This is a genomic window from Roseinatronobacter sp. NSM (assembly GCF_052379845.1).
Lineage (GTDB): Bacteria > Pseudomonadota > Alphaproteobacteria > Rhodobacterales > Rhodobacteraceae > Roseinatronobacter.
In genome coordinates, this window is the sequence record NZ_JBQTCF010000010.1 from 70721 (window position 1) to 84859 (window position 14139).

The following is a 14139-nucleotide window of genomic DNA, read 5'->3' on the forward strand; positions in this document are numbered from 1 at the left end:
CCGGTGTCCTTATTTGGGCGCCAAGCGAACAGCGCTATCAAGGCGGATGACTTCGCCATTCAGGATCGGGTTTTCCACGATCTGTTGCACCAGCATGGCAAATTCGTCCGGATGCCCAAGGCGCGACGGAAACGGCAGGCTGGCTTCCAGCGACGCGCGGATTTCAGGGGTCAGTCCCGCGCTCATCCCTGTCTCGAACAAACCCGGTGCCACGGCCATGACGCGAATGCCCACCCGCGCCAGTTCGCGCGCGGCAGGCAGGGTCAGGGACGCCACGCCCCCTTTGGACGCAGCATAGGCCGCCTGCCCGATTTGCCCGTCCTGCCATGCCACAGATGTGGTGTTTACAATCACGCCGCGTGCGCCGTCACTATCCACCGGGTCCATGGCCGCCATGCCCTTGGCGGCATGGGACAGCACGATATAGGTGCCCAGAAGATTGACGCGCAAGGTGCGTTCAAACAGGTCAATCGGCAAATCGCCATCGCGCGGCAGAATACGCGACGCAGTGCCAATACCAGCGCAATTCACCACGATGCGCGGGGCCGCGCCGAACGCAGTTTGCGTCACTGCAAACGCTGCGGCCACGCTGGCGGTATCGGACACATCTGCAGCGACGGCCAGACCGCCAATTTCTGTGGCCACAGTTTGGGCGGCATCCATGCTGCGATCAAGCACAGCAACCGTCGCGCCCGCAGCCGCAAGCCTGCGCGCAGTTGCCGCGCCCAGTCCGCTGCCCCCCCCTGTCACCAAGGCAATCATGTTCAAGATGTCCATCGCGCCCTCATTAAAACCGGGGGTCCAGACCAGGCAAAACCTGTGCAGGCACCCGATACCGCCGGGCAAAAGCCCGAAAGTAAGTAAACTGTTATCAGAAGTAACTATCAGCCAGGTTTGGTCCTTGCAACACCCAATCCCGCAGGCACGAAGCCCGCCCCCAAATGCAAAGGCCCCCCGGCATGGTGCCGAGGGGCCGGAGCACGCGCAGCTGTCGCAAGCTTAGTTCGGAATTTCCGACGTGATGCCTTCGACATAGAAATCCATCGTCAGCAAATCGCCATCAGATGCAACTTCGCCTTCTGCCAGCCAGGGTGTGCCGTCCTGACGGTTGATCGGGCCAGTGAAGGGGTGGTAGTCGCCCGCAGCTATTGCCGCGATCATGCCCTCGGCCTCGGCGCGGATGTCTTCGGGGATCAGGTCACTCATCGGGGCAAAGCCCACCATGCCTTCATTGATGCCGTGCCAGACATTGCCCGCTTCCCATGTGCCGTCAATCACCGCCTGCACACGTTCAATGTAATAGGGCGCCCAGACATCGGTAATGCCGGTCAGATGCGCCTGCGGTGCGAAGGCGGACATGTCCGACGCCTGACCAAAGGCAAAAATGCCCGCATCCTGTGCCACTGTCAGCGGGGCAGTTGAATCCGTGTGCTGCATGATAATGTCAGCGCCCTGTTCAATCAGCGCTTCGGCGGCGGCGGCTTCTTGTGCGGGATCATACCAGCTATAGGCCCAGACCACATTGAATTCCACGTCGGGGTTCACGGCCTTGGCATGCAGATAGGCAGAGTTGATACCCATGATCACTTCAGGAATGGGGAAGGACGCGATATACCCGACCTTGTTGGTCTGGGTCATCTTGCCTGCGATATGCCCGATAACAGCGCGCCCTTCATAGAAGCGGGCATTATACAGGCCGACATTTTCAGTTTCCTGAATATAGCCCGTCGCATGTTCGAATTTCACATTCGGGAAACGTGCGGCAACCGTGTTCATGTCCGGCCCATAGCCGAAGGAGGTTGCAAAAATCAGGTCTGTGCCCGACAGCGCCATCTGTGTCATGACGCGTTCTGCATCCGCGCCATAGGCGACGTTTTCCACATAGGTGGTTTCAATCGCGTCGCCAAGTTCTTCTTCCAGCGCAAGGCGCGCCATATCATGCGTATAGGTCCAGCCATGGTCGCCCACCGGACCAATATAGACAAACCCCACTTTGGTTGTGTCAGCAAATGCCGGCACGGCAAGGACAGCGCCCAGCACAGTGGCAGTCAGCAGTTTTTTCATTCTCGTAATCTCCCTGTTGGCAGCGAAGGTATAACCTCAACCAGAGGCATGGAAAGGCCGGTTCAGCGATCCGGGTGCGTTCAAGCTCCCGCGTGCCTTGCCGGAGGAAATGATAACCAGCACCGCGATGGTTATCAGGTAGGGCGACATTGACAAGTACTCCACAGGAATTCGCACGCCTGCGGCTTGCAAATTCAACTGCAGGACGACCACGCCGCCAAACAGATATGCGCCCGCCATGGCACGCCATGGACGCCAGCTTGCAAACACCACCAGCGCCAGCGCAATCCAGCCTGCGCCCACGGTCATGCCTTCGGTCCATTGCGGAACACGGATCAACGACAGATACGCCCCCCCAAGCCCCGCACAGGCACCGCCGAACATGATTGCCAGCACCCGCACACGCTTGACATGATACCCCAGCGCATGCGCCGCATCGTGGTTTTCGCCGACCGCGCGTAAAATCATGCCCGCGCGGCTGTATTTCAGGAACCACCAGACCGCGGCGACAAGGGCGATGGTCAGGTAAACCATGATGTCATGCGAAAACACCGCGCGCCCCAGAAATGGAATATCCGATAGCGGGCCAAGATCCAGCTTGGGCGTGCGCGGCGGGGTGATGCCGACATATTTCTGGCCAATCAGCGCCGACAGACCCAGCCCGAACAAGGTCAGCGCAAGGCCGGACGCCACCTGATTGGTCATCAATGCCTGTGTCAGCAGCGCAAACAGCAACGATAACGCCATCCCGCCCAGCGCTGCGCCAATAAACCCAAGGAACGGACTGCCGGAATTCACGGCAATGATGAACCCCGTCACCGCGCCGATGATCATCATCCCCTCAACGCCCAGATTCAGCACGCCCGCCTTCTCGACCACCAATTCGCCGATGGCCGCCAGCAGAATGGGGGTGGCCGCCACCATCAGGGCGGCAAACAGAACTGCGGGATTGATTGACCCCAAAATCATGCGCGCGCCCCCCCTGTCAGCCGCAACCGGTAATTTGTCTGAAAATCCAGCGCCAGCAGGAAAAACAGCAGCATGCCCTGAAACACCTGAATGGCTGCGCCGGGCAATTGCAGCATCATCTGGCCCAGTTCGCCACCAATATAGGTCAGCCCCAGCAGCAACCCCGCCAGCACAATGCCAATGGGGTTCAGCCGCCCCAGAAAGGCCACGATAATGGCGGTGAACCCGTAGCCAGTGGCAAATTCAATGCGCACCTGCCCGCCCGGACCAGACACTTCGAACATGCCCGCAAGCCCCGCCAGCGCGCCCGAAATGCCAAGGCAAATCACCACCAGTCGCGCAGGCACCACGCCCGCAAACCGCGCGGCCCTGGGTGCCTGACCGGCAAGCTGGACATGAAAACCCAGCATGTGCCGCGTCATCATGACATAGGCGAAAATGACAGCGATCAGCGCTGCCACCACCCCCCAGTGAATGCCGGTATTGGCGAACAATTCCGCGTTATGCGCAGCGTCATAGCGGCGCAAATCGCGCGAACCGGGAAACCCCGCAATGTCAGGGTTGCGCATAAGGCCCAGCGCCATGGCTGCCAGAATACGCTCGGCCACATAGACCAGCAAAAGCGACACAAGGATTTCATTCGTGTTGAAGCGGGTTTTCAGAATGGCCGGAATCATGGCCCATAAAAACCCGCCAAAAGCCCCCGCCACCACCATTAGCGGGAAAATATACCACCGCGGCGCAGGAAAGAACGCCAGCGCAACACCAGCCCCGAACAGCGCGCCCATGATATACTGGCCTTCGGCACCAATATTCCAGATATTGGCCTTGAACCCGATGGCCAGCCCCACGGCAATCAGGATCAGGGGTGCGGATTTTATCAGCAATTGCGGGCGCGAATAGCTGCCGAATGTGTCAGAAAAAATAGGGTCAAAGAAAATAAGCCGGATTGCCACCACCGGGTCCTTACCCAGCATTGCAAACATGACCGCACCCGCAAGCATGGTCAGCACAACCGCCAGAAACGGGTTGGCAATACGCCAGAATTTTGACGGTTCCTTACGTTTTTCCAGCCGGATCATGCGCTTGCCTCATGTGCAACATGCATATCGCCTGCGCCGCCCATCATCAGGCCGATATCTTCCACACTCAGGCCCCTGGCGGGGCGCGTGTCGGACAGCCGCCCTTCGTTCAGGGCCGCGAAGCTGTCGGAGATTTCCAGCAATTCATCCAGATCCTGACTGATAACCAACACCCCTGCCCCCTTGGCGGCCAGATCAAGCAGCGCCTGCCGGATTGTCGCCGCCGCCGCCGCATCCACGCCCCAGGTGGGCTGGTTCACGATGATGACATCAGGATCAAGTTCAATTTCGCGGCCAATGACGAATTTCTGCAAATTCCCCCCCGACAATGCCCGCGCCAGCACATGCGGCCCCGGTGTGCGCACGTCAAACCGCCCGATGATGTCATCTGCGAAGCGTTCCGTCCTGCGCCAGTCAATGAACCCGTGTTTCGTCAGCATCTTGCGCCGCGCGGCGGACAGCAGGGCGTTTTCCGTCAGGCTCATGTCCGGGGCGGCCGCGTGGCCAAGGCGTTCTTCGGGCGCGGCCACAAGCCCGCGCGCGCGCCGCCCGTTCGGCCCCAGATGCCCGACAGGCGCGCCCTTCAGCCGGACCTGCGCAGCGGGGGCCAGCAATTCGCCCGACAGCATCAGCAGCAATTCATCCTGACCATTGCCCGCAACACCCGCAATCCCCAACACCTCGCCCTTGCGCAGGGTGAAGCTGATATTTTTCAATGATGTGCCGAACGGGTTGTTGGACGCCAGCGACAGGTTGTCGACCTGCAACACCACATCGCCCTTCGGCTTGTCCGCGCGTTCAGGTGGGGTCAGAACCTGCCCGACCATCAGCTCCGCCAGTTCCCGCGCGGATTTTTCGCGCGGGTCGCATGTGGCAACTTTACGCCCCCCGCGCAAAATGGTGGCTTCATCACATAACGCACGGATTTCTTCCAGCTTATGCGAGATATACAGAATTGCCGTCCCTTCCGCCGAAAGCTTGCGCAGGGTCAGGAACAGGATGTCCACTTCCTGCGGGGTCAGAACCGATGTCGGTTCGTCCATGATCAGCAATTTGGGGTCCTGCAGCAGGCAGCGCACAATTTCCACGCGTTGCCGTTCGCCCGCGGACAATTCCCCCACCAGTCGCGCGGGGTCCAGTGGTAGGCCGTATTCTTCGGACACATCGCGGATGCGCCGCGCCAGATCCCGCAAGGGCGGCGGGTTTTCCATGCCCAGCGCCACGTTTTCGGCGACATCAAGCGCATCGAACAGGCTGAAATGCTGGAACACCATTGCAACGCCACTGCGCCGCGCCTGCGATGGTTGGGACGGCGCAAAGGGCTGTCCGCGCAAGGTCATCTGCCCCTTGTCGGGCTTGACAAGGCCATAGATCATCTTGACCAAGGTGGATTTGCCCGCACCGTTTTCGCCCAGAAGCGCGTGCATCTGCCCTTCGCCAATGTCAAAAGACACGTCGTCATTGGCGACCACACCGGGATATGCCTTGGTTAGCCCTTCAAGCCGCAGCAAAGGCGCGCGCATTGGCATGTCTCCTTCCCGTGTTGGCGGAACGCGTGTTCCCGCGTTTTCCGTGGTGAAAGCAAAGCTGCAAGTCCCTGATGTAGCAAGCGCAAACTATGCCATATCTGTGGAAACTGCTTCAATGCTACATATATAATCAGCGCTCCAGTGAGGCATATCACACCCCCAGATGCGCCTGCTGCACGTCCGGTGTCAGCCCCGTGGGCGGCCCTTGCCAGACCACGCGCCCCCGGTCAAGAATAACGCATGCATCCGCAAAAGGCAGGATTTCGGACAATGTTTTGTCCACCAGCAGAATGGACAGCCCGTCGCTGCGCAACTGTGCGATAGCCGCCCATATTTCACGACGAATGACAGGGGCCAACCCTTCGGTCGCTTCATCCAAAATCAACAATCGCGGGTTGGTCATCAGCGCGCGGCCAATGGCCAGCATTTGCTGTTCCCCGCCCGACAGGCTGGCGGCATATTGGCCCGCGCGTTCCTGCAGGCGGGGAAAGACGCGGTGCACCTGCGCCAAATCCCAATATCCCGGCCGGGACGCCGCAATCAGGTTTTCGACCACTGTAAGGTTGGGAAAGCACCGCCGCCCTTCGGGGACCAGCCCGATGCCCAGCCGCGCCGCGCGAAAGGATGGCCAGCCGCTGATATCCTGCCCCGCGAAAACCACCCGCCCCTTGCGCAAGGGCAACATGCGGCAGGCGGTTGAAATTGTCGTCGTTTTGCCCATGCCGTTGCGGCCCATCAGCGCCACGGCCTGCCCTTCTGCAACCTGCAACGACACCCCGTCCAGCGCCTGCGATGCCCCGTAGAAGACATGCAAATCCTCTAGCTGCAAAAGCGCGGTCATTGCGCGGCCTCCTCGCCCAGATAGGCAGTGCGCACGGCGGGGTTGGCGCGGATTTCGTCAACTGTTCCAGTGGCAATGATGCGCCCATACACCAACACGGAAATACGGTCTGCCAGACGGAATACTGCATCCATGTCATGTTCAACCAGCAAAATGGGCGCTTCGTGTTTCAGGGTTTGCAGGAAGGTGACCAACTGCGCCGTGCCTTCGACCCCAAGCCCGGCCATGGGTTCATCCAGCAAGAAACACTGCGGCGACAAGGCCAGCGCCATGGCGATTTCCAACAAGCGCCGTTCCCCGTGGCTTAGGAACGCGGCCTCGACCGACGCGCGCGTGCCAAGCCCCACGCGGCCCAGAATGTCGCGCGCTTGCGTTTGCAAACCACGGTCCAGCGCCACTGGACGCAAGAAGCGATAACTATGTCCCTGCCGCGCCTGAAGCGCCAGCATCACATTGCGAAGTGCCGAATATTCCGCGATCAGCGACGACACCTGAAAACTGCGCGCCAGTCCCAACCGCGCCCGTTGGGCCACCGACAGGCCGGTAATGTCCTGTCCCGCCAGCCGCACAGTGCCCGCATCAGCGGCAATCTTGCCGGAAATCAGCCCCATCAGGGTGGATTTCCCTGCGCCATTGGGGCCAATCAGGGCATGAACCTCGGCGCGGCGCAGTGTCAGGCTGACATCATCGGTGGCCTTCAGCGCCCCGAAGCTGCGGCACAGGCCGCGCAATTCCAGCACCACATCAGCCATGCCGCGCCCGCCCCGCAACCAACCCTATCAACCCGCCACGCGCAAACAGCACCACCGCCAGCAACACAAGGCCCAGCCACAGTTTCCAATGCTCGGTCAGGCCACCAAAAAACACCTCGAACCCCACCAGAATGGCCGCCCCCGCAACGGGGCCAAACAACCGCCCCACCCCGCCCAGAATGATGATGACGATCAATTCGCCTGACATGGTCCAGGCCATCATCGCCGGACTGACAAAGCGCGTCAGATCCGCCATCATGGCCCCCGCAAGCCCCGTCAGCATGCCCGACAGAACAAACGCCACCAACTTGATGCCGAAGGGCGAAATACCAATTGCTGCGGCGCGGTCTGGGTTCTGGCGAATGGCCATCAGCGCCGCGCCAAACCGTGCCGCGCGCAGCAGCGCAAACAGCATCAGCGCCAGCATCAGCACGCCATAGGCGATAACGAACAAATCCCACGGGCGGCTGGTGTTCAGGCCGGGAAACTGGTTGCGCATGAAAATGGGCAAGCCATCCTCGCCGCCATAGGCAGGCCATGACAGCGCGAAGAAAAACCCCATCTGCGCAAAAGCCAGCGTGATCATGATAAAGAAAATACCCGATGTGCGCAACGACAGCGCCCCCACCACCGCCGCAACCGCGCCGGATGCCAGCATGGCAATGGCCCAGATGGGCAGCATCTGGTTGGTACCAGCCAGCCCCAGAACGGGCGTGCCGTTGAATGCATGATGCGCGGCAATTCCCGCCACATAGCCGCCGACACCCAGATACAGCGCATGGCCAAAGCTGACCATACCCCCCAGCCCCAGCGCGATATTCAGCCCCACTGCAGCAATCGCCAGAATGGCCACGCGCGTGGCAAGGGTGATGATGAACGGCTCATTTGCCAGCCATGCCCAAAGCGGCACGGCAAACAGCGCCAGCGCCAGCACGGCATTCAAGGCCCATTCCCTGCGCGCGTTATCCATGGGCGGGAAACAGTCCTTTGGGCCGGAATATCAGGACCAGCGCCATCAACAGGTAAATCAGCATCGACGCCAGCGCCGCGCCAACCCCCATCGCCTGCGATGTGTCCAGAAACAGCGCAAAGATGCGCGGCAGCAGGAACCGCCCCATCGTGTCAATCACACCCACCAACAACGCGCCCACCATCGCCCCCTTGATGGACCCGATGCCACCAATCACAATGACCACAAACGCAAGGATAAGCACAGGTTCCCCCATCCCCACCTGAACCGACTGGATGGCCCCCACCAACGCGCCCGCAAGCCCCGCCAGCGCGGCACCCAGCGCAAAAACCACAGTATACAGCGCGCGGATATTAACCCCCAGCGCGGCAATCATTTCGCGGTCGGATTCACCTGCGCGAATGCGAATGCCCAGTCGGGTTTTCGCAATCAGCACCCACAGGCCCAGCGCCACGGCCACGCCAAACCCGATCAGCGCCAGGCGATACACCGAATAATCCACAATTCCCAGATTGACTGTACCACGGAACATGTCGGGCACATTCAGATACAGCGGAAACGGCCCGAACACCATGCGCACCCCTTCAGACAGAATCAGGATAAGCGCGAATGTTGCCAGAACCTGATCCAGATGATCCCGGTCATACAGCCTGCGGATGACAACAATTTCGATCAACGCGCCGGCAGCCGCCGCGGCGGCAATTCCCGCCACAAGCCCCAGCCAGAAATTGCCCGTCACACCCGCCACAGCTGCGCACAGAAACGCGCCGATCATATACAGCGACCCATGCGCCAGATTGATAAGTCCCATGACGCCAAAGACCAGCGTCAGGCCCGCCGACATCAGAAACAGCATCAACCCGAATTGCACACCGTTGAGAAGTTGCTCGAGCATCAGCGCGAGTGTCATGAACAGCCTTTTGCGATGGGGCAAAAAACCCCGATGAACACCGGGGTCTGATTGCGCGTATTACAGGTTACAGTTTTCGCCATGCACATCAGCATGCGCTTCAAACGCGGTGCCGATGATGCGGTTGGTAATTTCGCCGTCCACCTCGACCACTTCGCGGATATAGACACGCTGGACGGGGTGCTGGTTCGGTCCCCAAGCGAAATCACCACGCACGGACGCGAAATCGGCCTCCAGCAGGGCCTGACGGAACGCGGCGCGGTCACTGACATCGGCCTTGGCCGCCGCAGACAGAATCAGGTTTGCCGTATCAAACCCCTGACTGGCATAGAGCGACGGAATACGCCCGAATTCCGCGCGAAACGCTGCAACGAAGTCCTGATTGGCGGCATTGTCCAGATCGGGCGACCATTGGCTTGCGTTGAACACGCCCAGCGCAGCAGTCCCGACCGCAGGCAACATATCCTGACTGAATGTAAACGCCGCCGAAACAATCGGCAAATCCAGCCCTGATTGTTCGTATTGCCGCATGAAGCTGATGCCCATGCCACCGGGCAGGAAAATGAAGATGGAATCCGCCCCGGAGGCCCGAATTTGCGCGATTTCCGCTGCATAATCGGTTTGGCCCACCTGCGTAAACAACTCGCCCGCCAGTTCCCCGTCATAATAGCGTTTGAACCCGTTCAGCGCGTCAGTTCCGGCGGGGTAATTCGGGGCCATAATGAAGGTGTTTTCATAGCCCAACTCATTGGCATAGGCACCCGCCCCTTCGTGCAGCATATCATTTTGCCATGCTACATTGAAATAATTAGGGTGGCAATTCGCCCCTGCCAGCGCGGACGGGCCAGCATTGGGCGACAGATACAAAATATCCTGCGCGACTGCCGACGGCACCACCGCCATGGCCAGATTGGACCAGATGATGCCAGTCAGAATATCCACGCGTTCCGACTGGATCATGCGTTCGGCAATCTGCACGGCCAGTTCGGGGCGCTGCGCGTCATCTTCCACCACAAGGCGGATATTGTGGCCCTCGGCCAGGTCCAGCGCCAGTTGAAACCCGTCGCGCACATCGACGCCCAGCCCTGCGCCGCCGCCTGAAAGCGTTGTGATCATGCCCACGCTGACGGTTTCGGCCTGCGCGACGGACCCGGCCCCTACAGCCAGTGTTGCGGCCAAGGCCGCATGTTTCAAAACCTTCATCTGTCCCCATCTCCCTGATTATCTGGTCTTTGGTGACAGTCTTGCGCAAGGCGGCAGGAAAAGTAAAGTTCCCGCGCGGCCTTGGTGCAAATTGATGCACCCCAGACCAAGTGCCGTCGGGTTCAGGGCAATTGCAGCAACGCGCGGGTCAGGGTGCTTTCGGCGCTGGCCAGCCCCTCAATGACATTGAAATGATGCAGCCCTTCTTGCACCATCAACCGCACAGGCGTTCCATGGCGCGACCACGCTTCACGCAACAGCGCGGCCTGACGCAGGAATTCCGGCCGTTCATGCCCGCCCACCCACGCTGTCACGCCCACCCCGTCCAGCGGGCGCAACAAGGCGGGGCTTTCGTCAACTGCCATCTGGTCTGTCAGTCCAAGCGTTTCATTCATGGCCGTCATTTGCAGCGGGCGCAGGTCATGCAGGCCGGAAATTGACAGGACATGGCGTATTCGGGCCTGCACCGACGGGTCCAGCGGCGCGCCCGCGCAGGCCATCCGCGTAACAAGATGGCCCCCTGCCGAATGGCCTGTCAGCACAATAGGCCCGGCCACATGTCGGGCGATTTCGGCAATCGCGCGGCCCATCTGGCCGGTCATCTGGTCAATGCGGGCATCGGGGGCCAACGTGTATTGCGGCACGGCAACGGCCCACCCCTGCGCCAGCGCCCCTTGCGCCAGATGGGACCAGCGGGATTTGTCAAACGCCATCCAATACCCCCCATGCACAAACACAACGCCCCCCGCAGGCTGCGCAGCCATGGGAAGAAAGAGATCGAACACCTCCCTTGGGGCGGGGCCATAGGGCAGGTCAAGCTGCGCAGCCGCATGGGATGCGCGAAAGACCTGCGCCTGCTGCGCCCATCTGTCGGGGAAACTGTCGCCATCTTCAATATAGGGACGGTTTGCAAATGCGTCGTCCCAATCTATGCCCGTGCTGTGTGGCATGCCCCCTCCTGCTGCGTGAATGACCCTGCGCCCGGCAAGGGTTCGGGCAGCAAGGTATCCCGTTCCATCCAAACAGCGCAAGGCGCACTGCGCGCTGATGTGTTGAATGCCGTGGGATGTATCGCTATCGTCAGCTAGCGCTCCCTTAACAAAGGGCCGCGCGACGTTCATATGTCATTCGTCACCCCGCCAGCCGTCACCACCCCCAGCCGCACAGGATTTTTTGCTGATGGATACAAGCTTTGCCTCGATCTTTTATGAAATAGCGCTGCTTGTGTTGCTTGCCGCTGTCGTCGGTTTTTTCGGCTTGCTGGCCCGCCAGCCGCTGGTTGTGGCGTTTATTGCGGTGGGGGTATTGGCGGGGCCGGATGCGTTGGGGCTGGTCTCCTCCACCGATTTTATTGAAACGCTTAGCCAGATATCCATCGCTGTGTTGCTGTTTCTTGTCGGTTTGAAACTGGACCTTAGCCTTGTGCGCAATCTGGGCAAGGTCGCAGTGGCGACGGGGTTGGGGCAAGTGACGTTTACGGCATTCTTCGGCTTTCTGATCTGCCTTGCGCTGGGCCTGAATGCGGTAACGTCGCTTTACATTGCAATCGCGCTGACATTCTCATCGACGATCATCATCGTCAAACTGCTGTCGGACAAACAGGAAATCGGCGCGTTGCACGGGAAAATCGCGTTGGGGTTCCTTATTGTTCAGGATATTTTCGTTGTGCTGGCCATGGTCACCTTGTCCGCGCTGGGCGTCGGCATGGGCGACGAGGCCGGGTCGATCATGGAGATTGCGCGCGTATTTGCGGGCGGGGCGGGCATGGTGGCGTTTGTCATATTCTTCATTCGCTATGCGGCCGAACCCCTGCTGAACATGATTTCACGTTCCCCCGAATTGATGGTCATTTTTGCCGTGGGCTGGGCGGCCAGTCTGGCGGCGGCAGGCGATGCGCTGGGCTTTGGCAAGGAACTGGGCGGTTTGCTGGCGGGGGTGTCGCTGGCGTCGACACAATACCGCGAAGCGATAAGTTCGCGTCTGGCCAGTTTGCGTGACTTTCTGCTGCTGTTTTTCTTCATCAACCTTGGCGCGTCGCTGGACCTGTCAACGCTGGGTGACCAGATCGGCCCGGCAATTGTGTTGTCGCTGTTCGTGCTGGTCGGGAACCCACTGATTGTTCTGGCGATCATGGGGTATATGGGCTACCGCAAGCGCACGGGCTTTCTTGCGGGTCTGACTGTTGCGCAAATTTCCGAATTCTCGCTTATCTTCATGGCGATGGGTATTACCATTGGCCATGTCGGGCAGGAGGCAATGGGGCTTGTCACCCTTGTGGGGTTGGTGACCATCGCCTTGTCGGTCTATATGATCACATGGTCGCATAGATTATACGAGATTTGTGAACCCTGGCTGGGTTTGTTCGAGCGGCGCAATGCCCACCGCGAAAATGAAGACACCGCCGCCGATGCGCTGGAGCGGAACTATGATTTCGTGATTTTCGGCCTTGGGCGGTATGGGTGCCGCATTGGCCAGCGCCTGCAGGAAAAGGGGTTCAAGGTTCTGGGCATAGATTTTGACCCCGAAGCGCTGGCACATTGGCGCAAGATGGGGCTGAGTGCGGCCTTCGGTGATGCGACCGACCCCGAATTTGTGGCGCATCTGGAACTGGGCGCGGTCAAGGCGGTTGTGTCGGCGGTTCCGCGCGAACGCGGCAGCCTGACGGAAGCGGACCCCCAGCTTGCACTGTTGCATGGCCTGAAATCCGCGAATTATTCCGGCAAGGTGTTCTTGTCAGTCCAGCAAATGGCGGAAGCTGATGATCTGCTCAAACGCGGGGCAAGTGTCATTCTGAAACCCTTTGATGATGCGGCCGATTACGCGGTGCGGCAATTGACTGAAGGGTGACACGGGCAGGGGCATTTTGCTTGCCTGCGGTGGCAGGTCATGCAAAATACTGCACATGATAAATACCCCTGCCCCATCGCGCCCGCTGCTTGGCATTTTCTGGATGCTGGTGACAGGCGTGTGCTTTGTCGCGGTCACAGCGCTGGTCAAGTATCTGGGCGATGACATGCCAGCCGCGCAATCAGGGTTCCTGCGCTATGCGCTGGGGCTGTTGTTTTTGGTGCCCATGCTGCCCTCCTTGCGCGCGCTAAGCTATACCCGGCAAAATGTGACGGCATTCACCCTACGCGGGTTTCTGCATGCGTTGGGGGTAATCTTGTGGTTCTATGCCATGACGCGCATTCCATTGGCCGAAGTCACGGCCATGAACTACCTGTCACCCATCTATGTGACGCTGGGCGCGGCCTTGTTTCTGGGCGAGAAGCTGGCCATCCGCCGCATTCTGGCTGTTCTGGTGGCGTTTATTGGCGCATTGATTATCCTGCGCCCCGGCCTGCGCGAAATATCCAGCGGGCATATTGCCATGATCGGAACAGCCGTTTTATTCGCCGCGTCCTACCTGATGGCCAAGCGCATGTCAGGGCAGGTCAACGCTTCGGTGGTGGTGGGCATGTTGTCCATTACGGTCACGGTTTTTCTGGCCCCCTTCGCATGGGCCGTCTGGGTGCCGCCGACATGGACACAAATATTCTGGCTGTTCTGGGTCGCGGCCTTTGCCACTGGCGGGCATTTTGCCATGACGCTGGCCTTCGCGGCGGCGCCCATAACCGTGACGCAGCCGGTCACATTCCTGCAGCTTGTCTGGGCGGTGCTGTTGGGGGCGCTGGCCTTTGGCGAGGCGGTTGACCTGTTTGTTGTGCTTGGGGGCGCGGTCATCATGGGGTCTGTGGTGTTCATCACCCTGCGCGAGGCACAACTGCGCCAGCATGCCAAACGCGCGCCCGCCGATTCCGGGACGGGCGCGCAATAGTC

General features: G+C 60.1%; 13 protein-coding genes. 2 read left to right on the plus strand and 11 right to left on the minus strand.

Translation table 11 applies throughout. From position 1 onward, the window contains the following. Window positions 1-9: 9 nt before the first annotated feature. From ACTZWY_RS07455 to ACTZWY_RS07505, 11 genes are all read right to left on the minus strand, one after another. Window positions 10-777: an SDR family NAD(P)-dependent oxidoreductase gene (locus tag ACTZWY_RS07455; protein ID WP_444790068.1), complete on the minus strand. Its 768-nt coding sequence runs from the start codon at window positions 775-777 to the stop codon at window positions 10-12. Window positions 778-999: 222 nt separating this feature from the next. Next, the gene (locus ACTZWY_RS07460; RefSeq protein ID WP_444790069.1) at window positions 1000-2064 is read right to left on the minus strand and encodes a BMP family ABC transporter substrate-binding protein; all 1065 of its coding nucleotides are present in this window, start codon (window positions 2062-2064) and stop codon (window positions 1000-1002) included. A gap of 36 nt (window positions 2065-2100) precedes the next feature. Beyond that, complete coding sequence (locus ACTZWY_RS07465; protein ID WP_444790070.1) at window positions 2101-3033, minus strand: ABC transporter permease; 933 nt, start codon at window positions 3031-3033, stop codon at window positions 2101-2103. Beyond that, window positions 3030-4115: an ABC transporter permease gene (locus ACTZWY_RS07470; RefSeq protein ID WP_444790071.1), complete on the minus strand. Its 1086-nt coding sequence runs from the start codon at window positions 4113-4115 to the stop codon at window positions 3030-3032. The genes ACTZWY_RS07465 and ACTZWY_RS07470 overlap by 4 nt, the downstream gene beginning before the upstream one ends. Further along, window positions 4112-5638 carry an ABC transporter ATP-binding protein gene (locus ACTZWY_RS07475; protein ID WP_444790072.1) on the minus strand — a complete coding sequence of 509 codons (1527 nt, stop codon included), beginning with the start codon at window positions 5636-5638 and terminating at the stop codon, window positions 4112-4114. The genes ACTZWY_RS07470 and ACTZWY_RS07475 overlap by 4 nt, the downstream gene beginning before the upstream one ends. 157 nt (window positions 5639-5795) lie before the next feature. After that, entirely contained in the window at window positions 5796-6485 is a 690-nt protein-coding gene (locus ACTZWY_RS07480; RefSeq protein ID WP_444790073.1) for an ABC transporter ATP-binding protein, read from the minus strand. Continuing rightward, window positions 6482-7237, minus strand: coding sequence for an ABC transporter ATP-binding protein (locus ACTZWY_RS07485; RefSeq protein WP_444790074.1), 756 nt, complete (start codon window positions 7235-7237; stop codon window positions 6482-6484). The genes ACTZWY_RS07480 and ACTZWY_RS07485 overlap by 4 nt, the downstream gene beginning before the upstream one ends. Next, entirely contained in the window at window positions 7230-8207 is a 978-nt protein-coding gene (locus tag ACTZWY_RS07490; protein ID WP_444790075.1) for a branched-chain amino acid ABC transporter permease, read from the minus strand. The genes ACTZWY_RS07485 and ACTZWY_RS07490 overlap by 8 nt, the downstream gene beginning before the upstream one ends. Then, window positions 8200-9117 (minus strand): branched-chain amino acid ABC transporter permease, encoded by a 918-nt coding sequence (locus tag ACTZWY_RS07495; RefSeq protein WP_444790076.1) that lies wholly within the window; start codon window positions 9115-9117, stop codon window positions 8200-8202. The genes ACTZWY_RS07490 and ACTZWY_RS07495 overlap by 8 nt, the downstream gene beginning before the upstream one ends. Window positions 9118-9177: 60 nt before the next feature. After that, window positions 9178-10320, minus strand: a complete 1143-nt coding sequence (locus ACTZWY_RS07500) for an ABC transporter substrate-binding protein (RefSeq protein ID WP_444790077.1) — start codon at window positions 10318-10320, stop codon at window positions 9178-9180. 122 nt (window positions 10321-10442) lie between these two features. Further along, window positions 10443-11270 (minus strand): alpha/beta hydrolase, encoded by an 828-nt coding sequence (locus tag ACTZWY_RS07505; RefSeq protein ID WP_444790078.1) that lies wholly within the window; start codon window positions 11268-11270, stop codon window positions 10443-10445. 229 nt (window positions 11271-11499) lie between these two features. Here ACTZWY_RS07505 and ACTZWY_RS07510 point away from each other — a divergent pair, with 229 nt between their 5' ends. Further along, a complete protein-coding gene (locus ACTZWY_RS07510) occupies window positions 11500-13167 on the plus strand; it encodes a cation:proton antiporter (RefSeq protein ID WP_444790079.1) in 1668 nt (555 codons plus the stop codon). Between the two features lie 55 nt (window positions 13168-13222). Beyond that, entirely contained in the window at window positions 13223-14137 is a 915-nt protein-coding gene (locus ACTZWY_RS07515) for a DMT family transporter (RefSeq protein ID WP_444790080.1), read from the plus strand. The last annotated feature ends 2 nt before the right edge of the window (window positions 14138-14139 follow it).